The organism is Aminobacter aganoensis (assembly GCF_014206975.1).
Taxonomy (GTDB): domain Bacteria; phylum Pseudomonadota; class Alphaproteobacteria; order Rhizobiales; family Rhizobiaceae; genus Aminobacter; species Aminobacter aganoensis.
The window spans coordinates 53,958-71,775 of record NZ_JACHOU010000003.1; the positions used below are offsets into that span (position 1 = coordinate 53,958).

General features: G+C 64.9%; 16 protein-coding genes. 9 read left to right on the forward strand and 7 right to left on the reverse strand.

The annotated features are described in order from the left end of the window. The gene (locus GGR00_RS07850) at positions 1–222 is read right to left on the reverse strand and encodes a DUF2171 domain-containing protein (protein ID WP_055981204.1); all 222 of its coding nucleotides are present in this window, start codon (positions 220–222) and stop codon (positions 1–3) included. Positions 223–498: 276 nt separating this feature from the next. Here GGR00_RS07850 and GGR00_RS07855 point away from each other — a divergent pair, with 276 nt between their 5' ends. From GGR00_RS07855 to GGR00_RS07870, 4 genes are all read left to right on the forward strand, one after another. Next, positions 499–1,359, forward strand: coding sequence for a metal ABC transporter substrate-binding protein (locus GGR00_RS07855; protein WP_377863434.1), 861 nt, complete (start codon positions 499–501; stop codon positions 1,357–1,359). After that, positions 1,356–2,270: a manganese/iron ABC transporter ATP-binding protein gene (locus GGR00_RS07860; protein ID WP_184699053.1), complete on the forward strand. Its 915-nt coding sequence runs from the start codon at positions 1,356–1,358 to the stop codon at positions 2,268–2,270. The genes GGR00_RS07855 and GGR00_RS07860 overlap by 4 nt, the downstream gene beginning before the upstream one ends. Next, on the forward strand, positions 2,267–3,127 hold the full coding sequence (locus GGR00_RS07865) for a metal ABC transporter permease (RefSeq protein WP_184699055.1): 861 nt from the start codon (positions 2,267–2,269) through the stop codon (positions 3,125–3,127). The genes GGR00_RS07860 and GGR00_RS07865 overlap by 4 nt, the downstream gene beginning before the upstream one ends. Positions 3,128–3,305: 178 nt before the next feature. Next, the gene (locus tag GGR00_RS07870; protein WP_184699059.1) at positions 3,306–4,148 is read left to right on the forward strand and encodes a metal ABC transporter permease; all 843 of its coding nucleotides are present in this window, start codon (positions 3,306–3,308) and stop codon (positions 4,146–4,148) included. Between the two features lie 197 nt (positions 4,149–4,345). Here the strand turns inward: GGR00_RS07870 and GGR00_RS07875 are convergent, their stop codons facing one another. The 5 genes from GGR00_RS07875 to GGR00_RS07895 form a co-directional block, all read right to left on the reverse strand. Further along, entirely contained in the window at positions 4,346–5,455 is a 1,110-nt protein-coding gene (locus GGR00_RS07875) for an ABC transporter ATP-binding protein (protein WP_184699061.1), read from the reverse strand. Between the two features lie 30 nt (positions 5,456–5,485). Next, positions 5,486–7,150, reverse strand: a complete 1,665-nt coding sequence (gene bglA / locus GGR00_RS07880; protein ID WP_184699062.1) for a beta-galactosidase BglA — start codon at positions 7,148–7,150, stop codon at positions 5,486–5,488. Between the two features lie 5 nt (positions 7,151–7,155). Further along, complete coding sequence (locus GGR00_RS07885) at positions 7,156–8,310, reverse strand: carbohydrate ABC transporter permease (RefSeq protein WP_055981227.1); 1,155 nt, start codon at positions 8,308–8,310, stop codon at positions 7,156–7,158. Position 8,311: 1 nt separating this feature from the next. Then, positions 8,312–9,328 (reverse strand): carbohydrate ABC transporter permease, encoded by a 1,017-nt coding sequence (locus tag GGR00_RS07890; RefSeq protein ID WP_184699064.1) that lies wholly within the window; start codon positions 9,326–9,328, stop codon positions 8,312–8,314. 192 nt (positions 9,329–9,520) lie between these two features. Continuing rightward, positions 9,521–10,876 (reverse strand): ABC transporter substrate-binding protein, encoded by a 1,356-nt coding sequence (locus GGR00_RS07895; RefSeq protein ID WP_055981233.1) that lies wholly within the window; start codon positions 10,874–10,876, stop codon positions 9,521–9,523. A gap of 354 nt (positions 10,877–11,230) precedes the next feature. Between GGR00_RS07895 and GGR00_RS07900 the strand changes: the two genes are divergently transcribed. The 3 genes from GGR00_RS07900 (at position 11,231) to gndA (ending at position 14,364) form a co-directional block, all read left to right on the forward strand. Next, positions 11,231–12,250 (forward strand): substrate-binding domain-containing protein, encoded by a 1,020-nt coding sequence (locus GGR00_RS07900; RefSeq protein ID WP_184699066.1) that lies wholly within the window; start codon positions 11,231–11,233, stop codon positions 12,248–12,250. Positions 12,251–12,353: 103 nt separating this feature from the next. Then, positions 12,354–12,794: a Fur family transcriptional regulator gene (locus tag GGR00_RS07905; RefSeq protein WP_055981239.1), complete on the forward strand. Its 441-nt coding sequence runs from the start codon at positions 12,354–12,356 to the stop codon at positions 12,792–12,794. A 151-nt stretch (positions 12,795–12,945) separates the two neighbouring features. Beyond that, positions 12,946–14,364, forward strand: coding sequence for an NADP-dependent phosphogluconate dehydrogenase (gene gndA / locus GGR00_RS07910; protein WP_055981242.1), 1,419 nt, complete (start codon positions 12,946–12,948; stop codon positions 14,362–14,364). Here gndA and GGR00_RS07915 read toward each other — a convergent pair. Continuing rightward, on the reverse strand, positions 14,361–15,416 hold the full coding sequence (locus GGR00_RS07915; protein ID WP_082496727.1) for a LacI family transcriptional regulator: 1,056 nt from the start codon (positions 15,414–15,416) through the stop codon (positions 14,361–14,363). The two genes, gndA and GGR00_RS07915, sit on opposite strands and share 4 nt — an antisense overlap. A 494-nt stretch (positions 15,417–15,910) precedes the next feature. Here GGR00_RS07915 and GGR00_RS07920 point away from each other — a divergent pair, with 494 nt between their 5' ends. Both GGR00_RS07920 and GGR00_RS07925 read left to right on the forward strand, forming a co-directional pair. Beyond that, positions 15,911–16,657 (forward strand): sugar phosphate isomerase/epimerase family protein, encoded by a 747-nt coding sequence (locus GGR00_RS07920; RefSeq protein ID WP_184699068.1) that lies wholly within the window; start codon positions 15,911–15,913, stop codon positions 16,655–16,657. 12 nt (positions 16,658–16,669) lie between these two features. Next, a complete protein-coding gene (locus GGR00_RS07925; protein WP_184699069.1) occupies positions 16,670–17,812 on the forward strand; it encodes a Gfo/Idh/MocA family protein in 1,143 nt (380 codons plus the stop codon). Positions 17,813–17,818: the final 6 nt, after the last annotated feature.

The window sequence follows — 17,818 nt, forward strand, 5'->3', positions numbered from 1 at the left end:
TCAGTCCGGCTTGCTTTCCTCTTCGAAGGTCACCGCGACGTCGGCATTGGCCGACAGGCGCACCTTATTCCCCTCGGTCTCTGCAACGAGCGCCATGGAGATGTAGTGATGATGGCCGCGATGGCTGCCTTCGCCGCTGTCCCGTTTCGTGAGCTTGATGCGCCCGTCCTCGACCTTGTCGACGGTGCCGATGTGCACGCCGTCGGCGCCGATGACTTCCATGTGCTCGCGAATTGCTGTGCTGGCTGACACGACCGTTCTCCTTGTCTGGGATTGCAAACGAAAACGCGCTAGGTCCCGATTGGATGCACGGATCGAACTTGCCTTGGCCGAAATTCGCACTTCTTGTTGCAAACGATTTGCAATTGCATTGACAGGCAGGCCGGCTGCCATTAGGTAATGGCAACGTATCTGCCGCCTGAGCGGCGCGCATTCTCGAACGGGACCCCCATGACAGCGCTACGCACCACCCTTGCCGCCATCGCCATGCTCGCGGCCATGCTCGGGCTTTCGGCCTGCTCCCAGGACAGCGAAGCCGGCGGCAAGATGAAAGTGGTGACCACTTTCACCGTCATCGCCGACATCGCCCGCAACGTCGCCGGCGACGTTGCCGAGGTGGAATCGATTACCAAGCCCAATGCCGAGATCCACAACTATCAGCCGACGCCGGGCGACATCATGCGCGCCCAGAAGGCCGACCTGGTGCTGTGGAACGGGCTGAACCTCGAGCTGTGGTTCGAGAAGTTCTTCGAAAACCTCGATGGCGTCGCGCAGGCCGTCGTCTCCGACGGGGTGACGCCGATGGGCATTGCCGAGGGCCCCTATACCGGCAAGCCCAACCCGCATGCCTGGATGTCGCCCGAGGCGGCGCTGGTCTATGTCGAGAACATCCGCAAGGCCTTCGCCGAGAAGGACCCTGCCAATGCCGAGACCTATGCCAAGAACGCCGCCGCTTATGCGGAGAAGATCAAGGCAACGGTCGCGCCGATCCACACGGCCATCGAGACCATTCCCGAGCAGCGCCGCTGGCTCGCCACCAGCGAGGGCGCATTTTCCTACCTCGCCCGCGATTTCGGCTTGAAGGAGGTCTATCTTTGGCCGATCAATGCCGACCAGCAAGGTACGCCCCAGCAGGTGCGCAAGGTGATCGACCTCGTCAAGGCCAACGGCATCCCGGCGATGTTCAGCGAAAGCACGGTGTCGTCCAAGCCGGCCGAGCAGGTGGCGCGGGAAACCGGCGCCAAATATGGCGGCGTGCTCTATGTCGACTCGCTGAGCGACGAAGGCGGCCCGGTGCCGACCTATCTCGACCTGCTCAGCGTCACAACCCAGACCATCGTCAAGGGACTTGCCCAATGAACGTGCCGCTGAAGGGCCGCCCCGCGGCCCAGGTGCAGGCCGGCGACGGCCTGAGCGTCGACAACATCTCTGTGACCTACCGCAACGGCCACACCGCCCTGCGCAACGCTTCCTTCGCCATTCCGCGCGGCACCATCACGGCGCTGGTCGGCGTCAACGGCTCGGGCAAGTCGACCCTGTTCAAGTCGATCATGGGCTTCGTCCCGCTCGCCACCGGCAGCGTCGAGATATTGGGCCATCCCGGCCGCGAGGCGCTGAGGAAAAACCTCGTCGCCTATGTGCCGCAGAGCGAGGACGTCGACTGGAATTTTCCGGTCCTGGTCGAGGACGTGGTGATGATGGGCCGCTACGGCCACATGAACTTCCTGCGCATGACGCGCGGCATCGATCGCGAGGCGGTGGATGCCGCGCTCGAACGCGTCGGCATGGCCGACTTCCGCAAGCGCCAGATCGGCGAGCTCTCGGGCGGTCAGAAGAAGCGCGTCTTCCTGGCGCGCGCGCTGGCGCAGGAGGGCGAGCTGATCCTGCTCGACGAACCCTTCACCGGCGTCGACGTGCGCACTGAAGAAGCGATCATCGCGCTTTTGCAGGGCCTGCGCGACGAAGGCCGGGTGATGCTGGTGTCGACCCACAATTTGGGTTCTGTGCCGCGCTTCTGCGACCGTGCCGTGCTGATCAACCGGACCGTGCTGGCCGCCGGCCCGACCGCCGAGACCTTCACCAAGGCCAATCTGGAAAAGGCCTTCGGCGGGGTGCTGCGCCAGTTCATCCTCGGCGGCGCCGAGTTGCACCAGGATGCCGCCGACACGCGCCAGGTGACGGTGTTGACCGACGACGAACGCCCCTTCGTCATCTATGGCGACGGCGCCGAGAAGGACGCCACGGACAGGAAGGGCGGGCGCAAGAAATGATCGCCACGCTCCTCGAGCCGTTCGGCTATGGCTACATGGTCAACGCCATGTGGGTGTCGGCACTGGTCGGTGGCGTCTGCGCCTTCCTCTCGGCCTATCTCATGCTCAAGGGCTGGTCGCTGATCGGCGATGCGCTCTCGCACTCCATCGTGCCGGGTGTCGCCGGCGCCTATATGCTCGGCCTGCCCTTCGCGCTCGGTGCCTTCCTGTCGGGCGGGCTGGCGGCCGGCGCGATGCTGTTCCTCAACCAGCGCACCAAGCTCAGGGAAGACGCCATCATCGGCCTGATCTTCACCTCCTTCTTCGGCCTCGGCCTGTTCATGATCTCGCTGTCGCCGGCCTCGGTGAACATCCAGACCATCGTGCTCGGCAACATCTTGGCGGTGACGCCGGCCGACACGCTGCAACTGGCGCTGATCGGCGGCATTTCGCTGGTCATCCTGCTCGCCAAGTGGAAGGACCTGATGGTCGCCTTCTTCGACGAGAACCACGCGCGCTCGATCGGCCTCAACCCCGACAGGCTCAAGGTTCTGTTCTTCATGCTGCTGTCGGCCTCGACGGTGGCGGCACTCCAGACCGTCGGCGCGTTCCTGGTCATCGCCATGGTGGTGACGCCGGGCGCGACCGCCTACCTGCTCACCGACCGCTTTCCCCGGCTGATCGTCATCAGCGTTGTGATCGGCAGCGTGACCAGCTTCGTCGGCGCCTATGCGAGCTATTTTCTCGATGGGGCTACGGGCGGCATCATCGTGGTGGCGCAGACGCTGATCTTCCTCACGGCGTTCGTCTTGGCGCCCAAGCACGGCATGCTGGCGGCAAGGCGAAGGGCGCGGCAGGAGCTGGAGGCGGGGGCATGAGCGAGTTTGTGACAGTCATCGCTGCCCCTCACCCTTGCCCTCTCCCCGTAATGACGGGGAGAGGGGGATCGCCGACGCTGCCGCTTCTCCCTTCTCCCCGTCCTTCACGGGGAGAAGGTGCCGGCAGGCGGATGAGGGGCTTTGAAGGCCGCGTGTCTTCGCAACGCGAGGCACAGCCATGATCGAAACCCTCACGCTCCCCATTGCCTTCCCCTTCATGCAGCAGGCCTTTGCCATCTCGCTCTTGGTGGCAGTGCCGATGGCGTTGTTGTCGTGTTTCCTGGTGCTGAAGGGCTGGTCGCTGATGGGCGATGCCATCAGCCATGCGGTGCTGCCCGGCGTGGTGCTGGCCTACATCGCCGGCATCCCCCTTGCCATCGGCGCCTTCGCCGCCGGCATGACCTGCGCCCTGGCGACCGGCTACCTCAAGCAGAACAGCCGGATCAAGGAAGACACCGTCATGGGCATCGTCTTCTCCGGCATGTTCGGGCTCGGCATCGTGCTCTACACCAAGATCCAGACCGACGTGCATCTCGACCACATATTGTTCGGCGACATGCTGGGCGTGAGCTGGAGCGACGTCGGCCAGACCGCCGTGATCGCGCTGATCGCCACCGGGGCGATCGGCATCTTCCGTCGCGACCTGTTGCTGCATGCCTTCGACCCGCAGCACGCCCAGGCCATCGGCCTGCCGGTCAGGCTGCTGCACTACGGGCTGTTGACGATTCTGTCGCTGACCATCGTCGGGGCGCTGAAGGCGGTCGGCATCATCATCGCCATCGCCATGCTGATCGCGCCCGGCGCCATCGCCTATCTTCTCACCGACCGCTTCGAGCGCATGCTGACGGTGTCGGTGCTGGTGGCGGTGCTGTGCTCGTTCGCCGGCGTCTATCTCAGCTTCTTCATCGACAGCGCGCCGGCGCCGACAATCGTGCTTTTGATGAGCCTGACGTTTGTCGTCGCGTTCTTCGTCTCCAAGCGGCGGACCGAGCTGAAGCAGCGGCAGGTGACGGTGGAGTGATTGGTGCTCTTCTCCCCGTCATTACGGGGAGAAGATGCCGGCAGGCAGATGAGGGGCGGCGCAAGCGTTGCAGATTGCCCCTCACCCTTACCCTCTCCCCGTGAAGAACGGGGAGAGGGGGACCTCGACGTCCAGCCCCTACCCCCGCCCCGGCGCTTTCAGCGCCGACCCTCCCCACATGGGGCAGGGCAAAAAGCTCAGGCCGCGACCGCAGTGCGCCGCCGGGCATACGAGCGGCCGTCGCCGCCGAAGATGTGCAAATCGTCGGCGCTGGCGGCGAGGCGGATCACCGTGCCGCGCTTGATCTCGACATTGCCGGGCAGCTTGGCGGTCAGCGGCTGGTCCGGCCGGCCGATGTCGACATAGACGAGCTGGACTTCGCCGAGCTGTTCGACATAGTCGACCATGCCCTCGAACAGGAAGTCGTCGCCGGTCGCGACATAGAGGTCCTCGGGCCGGACGCCGAAGCTGACGGCCTTGCCCTGGGCGTCGGAGGGCGTGGCCACTGGCACCGGCGACTTGCGCCCGGCGAGGTGTGACACGAGGCTCGTCTCGCCGGCGCGTTCGATGGTGGCCGGCAGGATGTTCATTGCCGGCGAGCCGATGAACTGGGCGACGAACAGGTTGCCCGGATGCTTGTAGAGCTCCATCGGCGTGCCGACCTGCTCGATGCGGCCGTCCTTGAGCACGACGATGCGGTCGGCCAGCGTCATCGCCTCGACCTGGTCGTGGGTGACGTAGATCATCGTCGTCTCGGGCATCGATTCCTTGAGCTTGGCGATCTCGATGCGGGTGGCGACGCGGAGTGCTGCATCCAGGTTGGACAGCGGCTCGTCGAACAGGAAGACCTTCGGGTTGCGCACGATGGCGCGGCCGATGGCGACGCGCTGGCGCTGGCCGCCCGACATCGCCTTGGGCAGGCGGTCGAGATATTTGGTCAGCTGCAGGATCTCGGCGGCGGCGCGCACCCGCTTGTCGATCTCGGCCTTGCTTTCCTTGGCGATCTTCATGCCGAAGGCCATGTTGTCGTAGACCGTCATGTGCGGATAGAGCGCGTAGGACTGGAACACCATGGCGATGCCGCGCTTGGACGGCGGCACGTCGTTGACCTTCTCGCCGGCGATCTCCAGCGTGCCACCGGTGATCTCCTCGAGCCCGGCGATCGAGCGCAGCAACGTCGACTTTCCGCAACCCGAAGGGCCGACGAAGACGATGAATTCGCCCGATTTGATGTCGAGGTCGATGCCGTGGAGAATGTTGAGATTACCGTATGACTTCTTGACGTCCCTGAGCGTTAGATCGGCCATGGTTTCCTCCCAGATTTCGTTCAACGTCGGTCAGGCGAAGCGCCCGAACCAGGCGCCGTAACCGCCGAGCCGGACCGCGCCGGCGTCTGTCTTTCCATCGAGCCCGTGTCCCGCCAGGGGCTGCAGGCTCTTGCCCCCGAGATCGACCGTGGCCGGCGCGCTGCCGAGATTGAAGACACAGACGATCTCCTCATTACCCTCGCGGCGGCTGAAGGCGACCGTGTCGCCCTGCGTGTCGAGGAAAGAGATGTCGCCCTTGGCAAGTGCCGGATGCGAGCGGCGGAAGGCGAGAAAGCGCCGGTAGTGTTCGAGCAGCGAGGCGGCGTCGCCTATCTGGGTGTCGACCGCCTTGGCGAGATGTTCCGCCGGCACCGGCAGCCAGGGCTTGGCCTTGGAGAAGCCGCCATTGGCCGCGTCCTTGTTCCACACCATCGGCGTGCGGCAGCCGTCGCGGCCCTTGAACTCGGGCCAGAAGCGGATGCCGTAGGGGTCCTGCAGGTCCTCGAAGGCGAGATTGGCCTCGGTCAGGCCGAGTTCTTCGCCCTGGTAGATACAGACCGAGCCGCGCAGCGACATCAGCAGCGCCGAGACCACCTTGAGATAGGCGGTGCGGTCGGCCTCGCCCATGCCCCAGCGCGAGGCGTGGCGGACGACGTCGTGGTTGGAGAAGGCCCAGCACGACCACCCGTCGCTGGCGGCCCTGCCGAAGTCTTCGAGCACCGTGCGTACCTTGGCGGCCGAGATCTTTTCCGGCGCCAGGAAGTCGAAGGCGTAGCACATCTGCACCTTGTCGCCGCCGGCGGTGTAGGACGCCACGACTTCGAGGCCGCGCTGGGAATCGCCGACCTCGCCGACGGCAGCGGCAGCCGGATATTCGTCGAGCACGGCGCGGAAGCGGGCGAGGAATTCGAGGTTCTCGGGCCGGCTCTTGTCGTAGATGTGGTCCTGGAAATTGTAGGGGTTCACCGCGGGTGCGGTCTGGTCGTTGCGCTCTTCGGGCGGCAGTGCGGGATTGTCCTCGAGGCCGGCCGAGTGGAAGTAGAAATTGATCGTGTCGAGGCGGAAGCCGTCGACACCGCGGTCGAGCCAGAAGCGGGTGACGTCGAGCAGTGCGTCCTGGACGTCGCGGTTGTGGAAGTTGAGGTCGGGCTGCTCGGACAGGAAATTGTGCAGGTAATACTGCATGCGCCTGGTGTCCCACTGCCAGGCCGAGCCGCCGAAGATCGACAGCCAGTTGTTGGGCGGGCTGCCGTCGGGCTTGGCGTCGGCCCAGACGTACCAGTCGGCCTTGGCGTTGTCGCGGCTCGCCCGGCTTTCCCGGAACCAGGGATGCAGGTCGGAGGTGTGCGAGATGACGCCGTCGATCATCACCTTGAGGCCGAGCCGGTGCGCCTCCGATATCATCACGTCGAAGTCGGCCAGCGTGCCGAACATCGGGTCGATGTCGAGATAGTCCGAGATGTCGTAGCCGAAATCCTTCATCGGCGACTTGAAGAAGGGCGAGATCCAGACGGCGTCGGCGCCGAGGTCGGCGATGTGAGCCAGCCGCGAGATGATGCCCTTCAGGTCGCCGATGCCGTCGCCGTTGGAGTCCTGAAAGCTGCGGGGGTAGATCTGGTAGATCACCGCCCCCCGCCACCAGTCGCGATCCGCGGCGGGAACAGGATTTTCGATTTTGCGCACAGCGGACTGCATCGGAGCTAGCCTCCCTTGACCGAGCCCGCGAGCAGGCCGCGGACGAAATAACGTTGAAGCGAGAAGAACACGATCAGCGGCACGATGATGGTGACGAAGGCCGAGGTCGTGAGGATTTCCCAGTCGCCGCCGCGCGAGCCGAGCAGGGCGTTGAGCTTGCCGGTCAGCACCAGCTGGTCGGAGCCCGAGCCGAGGAACACCATCGCTACCAGAAGATCGTTCCAGACCCAGAGGAACTGGAAGATGGCGAAGGAGGCGAGCACCGGGAAGGACAGCGGCAGCACGATCTTGACGAAGATCTCGAAGTCGCTGGCGCCGTCGATGCGGGCAGACTCCATGATCTCGCGCGGCAGGCCGGCGATGTAGCTGCGCAGCAGGTAGATGGCGAAGGGCAGGCCGAAGCCGGTATGCGCCAGCCATATGCCGAGATAGGTCTTGGCCGGCACGCCGAAGAACAGCCCGACGCCGTTGTAGAGCTTGAGCAGCGGGATCAGCGACATCTGCAGCGGCACGACGAGCAGGCCGATGATGACGGCGATCAGAAGTGCGCGGCCGGGAAAGCGCATCCAGGCCAGCGCATAGGCGGCATAAGCGGCGATCAGGATCGGGATGATGGTCGCCGGAATGGTGACCGTCAGCGAGTTGATGAAGGACCGGCCGATGCCCTCCGAAAACAGCACCGTCTGGTAGTTGTCGGTGGTGAAGCGCGGCGGCGACGAGGCGGAGAAATAGACGCGCTGTCCGCGGCTGCCCTCGAACGCCTTGGGCGAGGACATGACGTAGGAGCCGTCGTCATTGACCTGCAGCGTCACGCCGTCGCCGAGATCTGCGACCGCGCCGGCCTCGTATTGCGTCGGCTGCTGCGCCTTGGTGCCGAAGGCCGTGATCGTGCGCGCATCGCCGGCGCCGAACAGATTGCCCATGATGTGGAACTTGCCGTCCTTCTCGACCTGCTTGTCGGCGGCGTCGGTGCGGCCGGCTTCGGTCTGCGACGAGGTCGACAGTGCCGTCCACCAGCCCGAGACGATGAGCTGGTCCTTGTCGCGCAGCGAGCTGACCAGGATGCCGAGCGTCGGGATGGTCCAGATGGCGACGAAGACGAGCACCGCGATGTGGACGCCGAAACGGCCGAGGAAGGACTTTCCGCTTGAACTGGCCATCTCAGTGTCCTCCCCCGCCTTCGCGATTGGCCTGGCGGATGTTCCAGATCATGATCGGCACGACGGCGAGCATGATGATGACGGCGATGGCAGCACCACGGCCGAAGTCGCCGCCGCCGCGGAACATCCAGTCGAACATCAGGTTGGCCAGAACCTGGCTGTTCCACTGGCCGTTGGTCATCGTCAGCACGATGTCGAAGACCTTGAGCACCAGGATGGTGATGGTCGTCCAGACGACGGCGATGGTGCCCCAGATCTGCGGCACCATGATCTTCCAGAAGATCTGGAACGGGTTGGCACCGTCGATGACTGCGGCTTCGATTGTCTCCTCGGGAATGCCGCGCAGGGCGGATGACAGGATGACCATGGCAAAGCCGGTCTGGATCCAGATCAGGATGACCATCAGGAAAAAGTTGTTCCAGAACGGCGTCGAAATCCACACCTGCGGATTGCCGCCGAGATACTGCACGGCGGCGTTGAGGATGCCGATCTGGGTCTGGCCCTCGGCGCGGTACTCGTAGACGAATTTCCAGATCACGCTGGCGCCGACGAACGAGATGGCGAGCGGCAGGAAGACTAGGCTCTTGGCGATGTTGCCCCACCAGATCTTGTCGGTGAGCACGGCGATGATCAGGCCGAAGAAGGTGCAGGCGGCCGGAACGACGGCGAGCCAGAGCAGGTTGTTGAAGATCGAGTTGCGGAACTCGCGGTCGCCGAAGGCCCAGCTGTAGTTGGCGAGCCCGACGAAGTTCTCGCCGCTGCGGTCCATGAAGGACAGCCTCAGCGTCTCGATCACGGGATAGACGAGATAGACGGTGACGATCAGCATCGCCGGGCCGACGAACAGCCATGGCCGGATGAGGCCCTGGCGGCGGAGGTTGTCGACGGCGGCAGCGCCCGAGACGCCGCGCGACGGGAAGACCGCGTCGAGGATCTTGTTGGCGCCCCAGTAATAGACGACGCAGCCGCCGACGCCGATGATGATGGTGAAAATGGCTGAAACTATCTGTGCCGTCATGGGATCAGTCCCTTTTCAACGGGCTGGTTCGAACAGACTGCAGGGATGGAAAGACGCCCCCTCATCCGCTCTCCGCGACGCCCGGGGCACCTCTTCCCAGCGGGAGAGGGACCGGGACGGCGCCGCCGGTGCCTTCCCCAGGGGAGAAGGCGGCCGCGAAGCGGCAGGACGAGGGGGCGAACTAAGACGCTCTTACTTGATCGCGTCCCAGCTCTTCTGGATGTCGGCGGCGACATCGGCTGCGGGCTTGCCGCCGACGAGGTCGATCATGCCGGTCCAGAATGCGCCTGCGCCGATCTTGCCCGGCATCAGGTCGGAGCCGTCGAAGCGGAAGGTCGAGGCGTTGACCAGGATGTCGCCCTGCTTCTTCAGCGCCTCGTTGCCATAGGCCTCCTTGTTCGCTGTCTTGAGCGGGGTCAGGAAGCCCGACTGGGCCATCCAGATCTCATGGGCCAGCGGCATCTTCAGGAAGTCGATGAAGGCGCGCGCGGACTTGGAGTCCTTGGCGATCGTGAACAGCGTGCCGCCGCCGAGCACCGGGTTGCCGAGCTCGGGCTTGGAAGCCATCGGCGGCAGGTAGAAGAAGTCGGCATCCTCGCCGAGCTTGGTGCCTTCGGGGAAGAAGGACGAGATGAACGACGCCTGGCGATGCAGGTAGCACTTGGGCGGCACCGCAAACAGGCCCTTCGGGCTGTCGCGGAAGTCGGTCGCCGCGACGGCCGCCTTGCCGCCGTCGACATATTTGTCGTTGGTGGCGATCTTGGCGAAGATGTCGAGCGCGCCGACCACGGCCGGATCGTTGAACGGGATCTCGTTCCGGGTCCACTTGTCATAGACGTCGGGCGCCTGGGTGCGCAGCATGATGTCTTCGACCCAGTCCGTCGCCGGCCAGCCGGTGGCGCCGCCCGAGCCGAGGCCGATGCACCACGGCACGCCGCCATCGGCGACGATCTTGTCGGTCAGGGCCTGCATCTCTTCCCATGTCTTGGGAACTTCATAGCCGGCTTCCTCGAAATTCTCCGGCACATACCAGACCAGCGACTTCAGGTCGGCCTTGAACGGGAAGCCGTAGAAGCCGGGCTTGCCTTCCTTGTCCTTGTAGGTGCCGAGGTCGACCCAGGACTGGCCGGCGCCGTAGTTTTCCTTGACGAAGTTGGCTGTGCCCTCGTCGAGCGGGGTGAGCAGGCCCTTGGATGCCAAATCCTGGATGAGGCCGGGCTGCGGCAGGATGGCGATGTTGGGCGGGCTGCCGGCCTGGGTGTCGATGACGATCTGCTGTTCGTAGTTCTCGGACGACGAGTAGTTGATCGTGGCCCCGGTGGCCTCGCTGAAATATTCGAGCACGGAGCGGGCCAGTGCCTCGTCTTCGCCGCGCCACGGTCCGAAGATCGAGAGCGTTTCGCCCTTCAGGTCGACCTTCTTGAGTTCTTCGAAATTGGCCCAGGTGAAACGGGCGTCCTCGCCCGGCTTGAACTTCAGCTCCGCCGAGGCGGGCGCGCTCAGGGCGACGGCGGCCAATGCCACGCCCAGTAACAGGGATTTCCTCATGTCTTCCTCCCAGTGGATCGAAAACTCCGGACGGAACCTCCATTCCGCCCGCCTGCACCGCCCCGACTGTGCCCCAGACTTGCGCGAGCTGCAACTACACCGCACAACGGCATTTCAAAGCGCTTTGGCTATCGGCATCACGCCATTGGAATCGAAAAGAGTCAAGAGGTCGGGAGAATTAATCGATTTAAATGCTATGGGGATGTGCGGCGCAGCATGCTTTTTGGGCGGTGCAGCAGTTAATTTCGCTTCAAACCAAGCAGCCAACGGCCTAGTCTTGCGGAAGTGACACGGCTACTTGGTTCGGCGACCGGACAGAGCCATATCTAAAGCGCTTTGGGAATTGGAGCCGAGGTGAACCTCAAGCAACTGTCGACCATGCTCCAGCTTTCGCAGACGACGGTCAGCCGTGCGCTCAACGGCTATCCCGAGGTCAATGAGGAAACGCGCCGGCGCGTCGTGGAGGCGGCCAAGCGCCATGGCTATCGTCCGAACCCCAGCGCCCGCAGGCTGGCGACGGGCAAGGCCGGCATGATCGGCTACGTCATGCCGACGGGCGCCGCCGTCGACATCGACCCTCACTTCGTCGAGTTCCTGTCGGGCCTCGGCGACTATGCCCGCGGCCATGAACTCGACCTGGTGCTGAGCCCGGCCGATGCCCAGGACGAGGAGACGACCTACCGCCGCATCGTCGCCAACAAGCAGGTCGACGCGCTCTACATGTCCGCGCCGCGCGCCGCCGACAGCCGCATCGCCCTTGCCCACCAGCTCGGCATCCCCTTCATCGTGCACGGCCGCAGCGAGGGCCTCGATTTCGACTATCCCTTCATCGACATCGACAACGAGGGCGCCTTCCACGACGCGACGCGGCTGCTGATCCAGCTCGGCCACAAGCGCATTGCCGTGATCAACGGCGACGACACCCAGACCTTCGCCATCTTCCGCGAGCGCGGCGTCAGGCGGGCCCTGTCCGAAAGCGGGCTGGCACTCGATTTCAGGCACATTCGCTCCGAGGTCATGACCGAGGAGAACGGCTATCGCGCCGCCCGCTGCCTGCTCGAGGCGTCCGACGCGCCGACGGCAATCGTCTGCTCGAGCCTGATCATGGCGCTGGGGGTGGTCAGGGCGGCGCGCGACCTCAATTTGTCGCTGCCCGGCGACCTGTCGCTGGTCAGCCATGACGACGTCTTTCCCTGGCTGAAGCCGGAACACTTCTCCGTGCCGCTGACGACGACGCGCTCGTCGATCCGCGCTGCCGGCGCACGCGTCGCCGAGCGGCTCGCCGCCCGCATCTCGGGACTGGAGGACGGTGCCCGCGGCGAGGTCTGGCCTGTCGATCTCGTGGTGCGCGGCTCGATTGCGGGCGCACGATAGCGGGATGCGGTTCCGCGCGGAGCCGTCTTCGCGGCTGATCATCTGGGGATGAACACGTACATAATCTTTTGCAACTGGGTGTCATCTGGCACATAGTCGCGCCATGATGAAAACCGCCGCCAAGCCCGTTTCGAAAAAGACTGACTATGAGAAGGCGTTGCGCAAGGCGGGCATCCGCATCACCCGGCCGCGCAAGATCATCCTCGGCATATTGGGGGAAACGGAAGACCATCCCGACGCGCTGGAGATCTTTCGCCGCGCCGAGACCATCGACAAGAGCATCTCCCTGTCCACGGTCTACCGCACGATGAAGCTGCTGGAGGAGATGGGCGCCATCCACCGCCACGCCTTCGAGGGCGGGCCGTCGCGATTTGAGCAGGCCGGCGGCGATCACCACGACCACCTGATCGACATCGACACCGGCAATGTCATCGAGTTCCGCTCCGACAGGATCGAGCAGCTGCAGCAGGAAATCGCCCGCCAGCTCGGTTACGACATCGTCCATCACCGGCTCGAGCTCTACGGCCGCCGCCGCAAGGACTGATGCCGGCAGGGATCGGTGACGCAAGGTCAGGGCACGACGAGTTGATCGGCCGTTGCAGGCGCCTGAAGGTGCCGCGAGTTGACCTCGGCACGGGCGCGGTCAATCATGCCGCCACCCGAGGCCAGCGCAATCAGCAGACAGGACAGCAACCATGGAAAAAGCCGAAATCGGACTGATCGGGCTTGGAACGATGGGCTCGAACCTGGCGCTCAACATCGCCGAGAAGGGCCATCGCATTGCCGTCTTCAACCGCACGCCGGCGCGGACCCAGGCCTTCCTCGAACAGGCTGGCGGCTTGCGCGACATGGTCGTGCCCTGTGCTTCGATCGAGGAACTTACCGCCGCCATCCGCCCGCCGCGGCCGGTCATCATCATGGTTCTGGCGGGTGCGCCCGTCGACGAGCAGATCGCGGCGCTCCGCGGCACGATGTCGGCCAACGACATCGTCATCGACGCCGGCAACGCCAATTTCCGCGACACCATGCGCCGCTTCAAGGAGCTCGAGGGCTCGGGCCTGACCTTCATCGGCATGGGCGTGTCCGGCGGCGAGGAGGGGGCCCGCCACGGCCCCTCGATCATGGTCGGCGGCACGCCCGAATCCTGGACGCGCGTCGAAGGCGTGCTGACCGCGATCTCGGCCAAGTTCAAGGGCGAGCCCTGCGCTGCCTGGCTGGGCACCGACGGTGCCGGGCATTTCGTCAAGACCATCCACAATGGCATCGAATATGCCGACATGCAGATGATCGCCGAGATCTACGGCATCCTGCGCGACGGGCTCGGCATGAAGCCGAAGGAGATCGCACCCGTCTTCGCCGGTTGGAACAAGGGCAGGCTGGAATCCTACCTGATCGAGATCACGGCGTCCGTGCTCGAAGCCGACGATCCCGCGACCGGGCGTCCGGTGGTGGACGTCATCCTCGACCGCGCCGGCCAAAAGGGCACCGGCAAGTGGTCGGTCATCGAGGCGCAGCAGCTCGGCATCCCGGCGACCGCGATCGAGGCGGCGGTGGCGGCGCGCGTGCTGTCGTCGATGAAGGACGAACGGCTGGCGGCGGAAAAGGCCTATGGCGCCAACACCCTGAAGTTCGCCGGCGGCAGGGACGAGGTGCTCGGCGACCTGGAGCTCGCATTGTTTGCCGGCAAGATCGCCGCCTATGCGCAAGGCTTTGCCGTCATGGCCGGCGCCTCGAAGGAGTTCGGCTGGAACCTGCCGATGCCGACCATCGCCAAGATCTGGCGCGCCGGCTGCATCATCCGCTCGCAGTTCCTCGACACCATCGCCGAGGCCTTCGGCAAGGCCGATCCGTCGACCAATCTGCTGATGGTGCCGGCCTTCGTCGAGATGATGGGCAAGGCGCATCCGTCGCTCCGCCGCATCGTCGCCCGCGCCGCCGAGGCCGGATTGCCGGTGCCGGCGCTGTCGTCGGCGCTCGCCTATTTCGACAGCTATCGCCAAGGCCGCGGTTCGACCGACCTGACGCAGGCGCAGCGCGACTTCTTCGGCGCCCACGGCTTCGAGCGCATCGATGTGCCGGGCGCCCATCATGGCCCGTGGGGGAGCGGCAGCTAGCCCTCGTAGGCTTCCACCGCGCTCGGCTGGCTCAGGCTCTGCAGTGATGCGAGGTCGCGTCCTGCGATGCGGCCAAGCACGGCGCGGGCGAGTTCCGCTCCGGCCAGCCGGACGTCCTCGTTGACGACGTAAAGCTGCGGCCTCAGCAGGTGCAGCAGTTTAGATGTCTGCTTCGAGACGATGTCGACGTCCTGGCCGAGCTTGAAGCCGGCGTCCTCGACGCCCGCCACCAGCGCGAAGGTGCCGGCACCGGCGCCGCTGACGAAACCGTCCGGGCGGTTGGGCCGAAGCAGCAACTCGGCGGCGAGCTTGCGGATGTCTTCGATCGAATGGTCGACCGTGGCCGTCGGGAACGGCACCTCGCTCAAGCCATGCTCCATCAAGGCATCGGCAAAGCCGTCGCGCATGTGGGTGTAGTAGCTGAGGTTCGAGGGTGGGGCGAGCAGTGCCAGCCGCTTGCGCCCGAGCGCGGCAAGCTTCTGCACCGCCTCGCGCGCATAGGCGCGGTTGTCGAAGTCGTGGAACGGATGCTCGATGCCCATGTGGGTGCGGCCGTGCGTGGCGAAGGGCATGCCGTGCTCGGTCATGTAGCGCACGCGTGGGTCGTCGGGTTCGATATGCGAGATGATGACGCCGTCAGCGGATGCGGTTTCGATGACATAGCGAACCGGTTCGAGCGGGTCGTTGGTGCGCGAGTAGGGCGTCACCACGAGGTGGTATGGCGTCGGTGCCAGGGCTTCCGAGATGCCGTAGATCAGGTCGGAGACGAAGCCGCCGATCTGTTCCTCGGTGTTGAGCACCAGGCTGATGACATTGGTCTTGCCGGTGCGCAGGCGCACCCCGGCGCGGTTGGGGCGATAGCCGATCTGCCTGGCGACAAGCTGCACGCGCTGCCGCGTCGCCGCGCCGATTTCGGGGGCGTCCTTAAGGGCGCGCGAAACCGTGGTGACGCCAAGCCCGGTCATGAAGGCGATGGTCTTCAGCGTCGGCGGGCTGGTCTCGCCCCCGGTCACCTGCGCGGCACTTTCATCCGGCGCTGTCTTGTCGTTCATCGCCGCTGCCCGCCGTGTTTTCCGTTCGGCGCATATCGCATTTGCATCATGGACCATGCAAGCTTTTCAGGCAAGAACTGTAACGTTGCAGCTCGATCCCCTCGGAGGCCGTGCCGAACGTTAAGCGCGCTCAGGTTCGGGTGGCAGATGTGCCTGGCGATGCCGACACCCCGCGCCGGATGCTTCGGCGATTTGACAATGAAAATCGCCTGTTATGCCCAAGTCGGGCCGCGTTCTTGTCGTCGGAAACGACGATGCTTTAGTTCGGGACCCGAAGAAAGTCGCCTCGCTGGCCGCGCTGGCCATTGCGTCGGCGCGCGAGTTGAATTACACTTCAGACCTGTAACGTTACAGGTTGCAAGTCTCCAGCGACTGGAACGGCAACTTTTTGCCTGCCGCCTGTCGCGGCCGAGCTGATTCGGCACTTTTTGCCCGCCGGTTTCGAGTCGCGCCGGCCAGGACGAACCGCATGCGCAACCAACCGGACGAATGAGATGGACTGGTCGTTTCAACTCTACAGCGCCCGCAATTTCCAGCCCTGGAGCAAGGTGCTGAAGACCCTTGCTGCACTCGGCTATCGCCAGGTCGAGGGCTATGGCGCGGTCTACGGAGATGCCGTGGCCTTCCGCGCCCTGCTCGACGAGAGCGGCCTCGCCATGCCGAGCGGCCATTTCGACATGAACCTGCTGGAGCAGGATTTTGCCAGGGCCGCCGGCATCGCCGGGACGCTCGGCATGGAGCTGATCGCCTGTCCGTGGCTCGAGCCCACCGACCGCCCGGCCGATGCCGAAGGCTGGCGCGCCTTCGGCAGGCGTCTCGCCGCCATCGGCGCGAAAACCAGGGACGCAGGCTTCGACTTTGCCTGGCACAACCACGACTTCGAGCTTCAGCCACTCGACGACGGATCGGTGCCGCAGCGTCTCCTGCTGGAGGCGGCGCCCGACCTCGGCTGGGAAATGGACGTCGCCTGGGTGATTCGAGGCGGCTCTGACCCGCTGCACTGGATCGAGGAATTCGGCCCGCGCATCGTCGCCGCCCACGTCAAGGACATCGCGCAGCAGGGCGAGGCGGCCGGCGAGGACGGCTGGTCGGACGTCGGTCACGGCATCGTCGACTGGGCCGGATTGGTGATCGCGCTGCGCAACCGTACGCCGGCCCGCCTTTTCGTCATGGAGCACGACAATCCAGCCGATTTCGACCGCTTCGCAAAGCGGTCGATCGAAGCTGCCAGGACCTTCTAGGGGGAGCATCGCATGGCACGGAAACTTGGCGTCGGGGTGATCGGCTGCGGCAATATCTCGAAGACCTATTTTCAGCACGCACCTCAGTTCCGCGGCATCGAGATGCGCGCCTGCGCCGACATCAACATGGATGCCGCACGCAGCCGGGCGAAGGAGTTCAAGCTGCGCGCCGAGACGGTCGAGGGGCTGCTGGCGTCAGCCGACATCGACATCATCGTCAACCTGACCATTCCGGCCGTGCATTACGAGGTCTCGAAGCTGGCCATCGAGGCCGGTAAGCACGTCTATTCCGAAAAGCCCTTCGTGCTGGCGATCAAGGACGGTCTCGACCTCAAGAGGCGCGCCGACAGGAAGGGCGTCCGCATCGGCTCGGCGCCCGACACCTTCCTCGGCGGGTCGCACCAGTTGGCGCGGCATCTGATCGACAGCGGCAAGCTCGGCAAGATCACGTCAGGCACCTGCCATGTGATGAGCCACGGCATGGAGCAGTGGCACCCCAACCCGGATTTCTTCTTCCAGCCGGGCGGCGGCCCGATCCTCGACCTCGGGCCCTACTACATCGCCAATCTGGTGCAGCTCATCGGTCCGGTGAAGCGTGTCGCCGCACTGGCCTCGATCCCGGCCAAGGAGCGGACGATCTCGTCGAAGCCGCGCGCCGGCGAAAGGATACCGGTGACGACGCCGACGACGATCCTGGCCCTGATGGAATTCGACGCCGGCGCTGTCTTCACCTTCAATGCCAGCTGGGACGTCTGGCACAGCGGCCATGCCCCGATGGAGCTCTATGGCGAGGCCGGCACCATCCACATGCCCGACCCCAATTTCTTCGGCGGCGACTTGCGTTACACCAGGGGTGAAAAGCCGGTGAAGACGCTGCCGAGGTGGGACCACCCGTTCTCGATAGCCAACGAGAAGCATCCGGAAGGCATGATGGCCAATTACCGTACAGCAGGCCTCGCCGACATGGCGCTGGCGATCCTGCAGGGCAGGCCGCACCGCTGCTCGCTGGAGCTCGCCAACCACGTCATCGACGTCATGACCGGAATCCTGAAATCGGGCGAGACGAGGAAATTCGTCGACATGCAGACCACCTGCGAACGGCCCGAGCGGCTCGGCCCCGCCGCAGCAAGGGGGCTGCTGGCATCGGCAAAATAGGCTAAG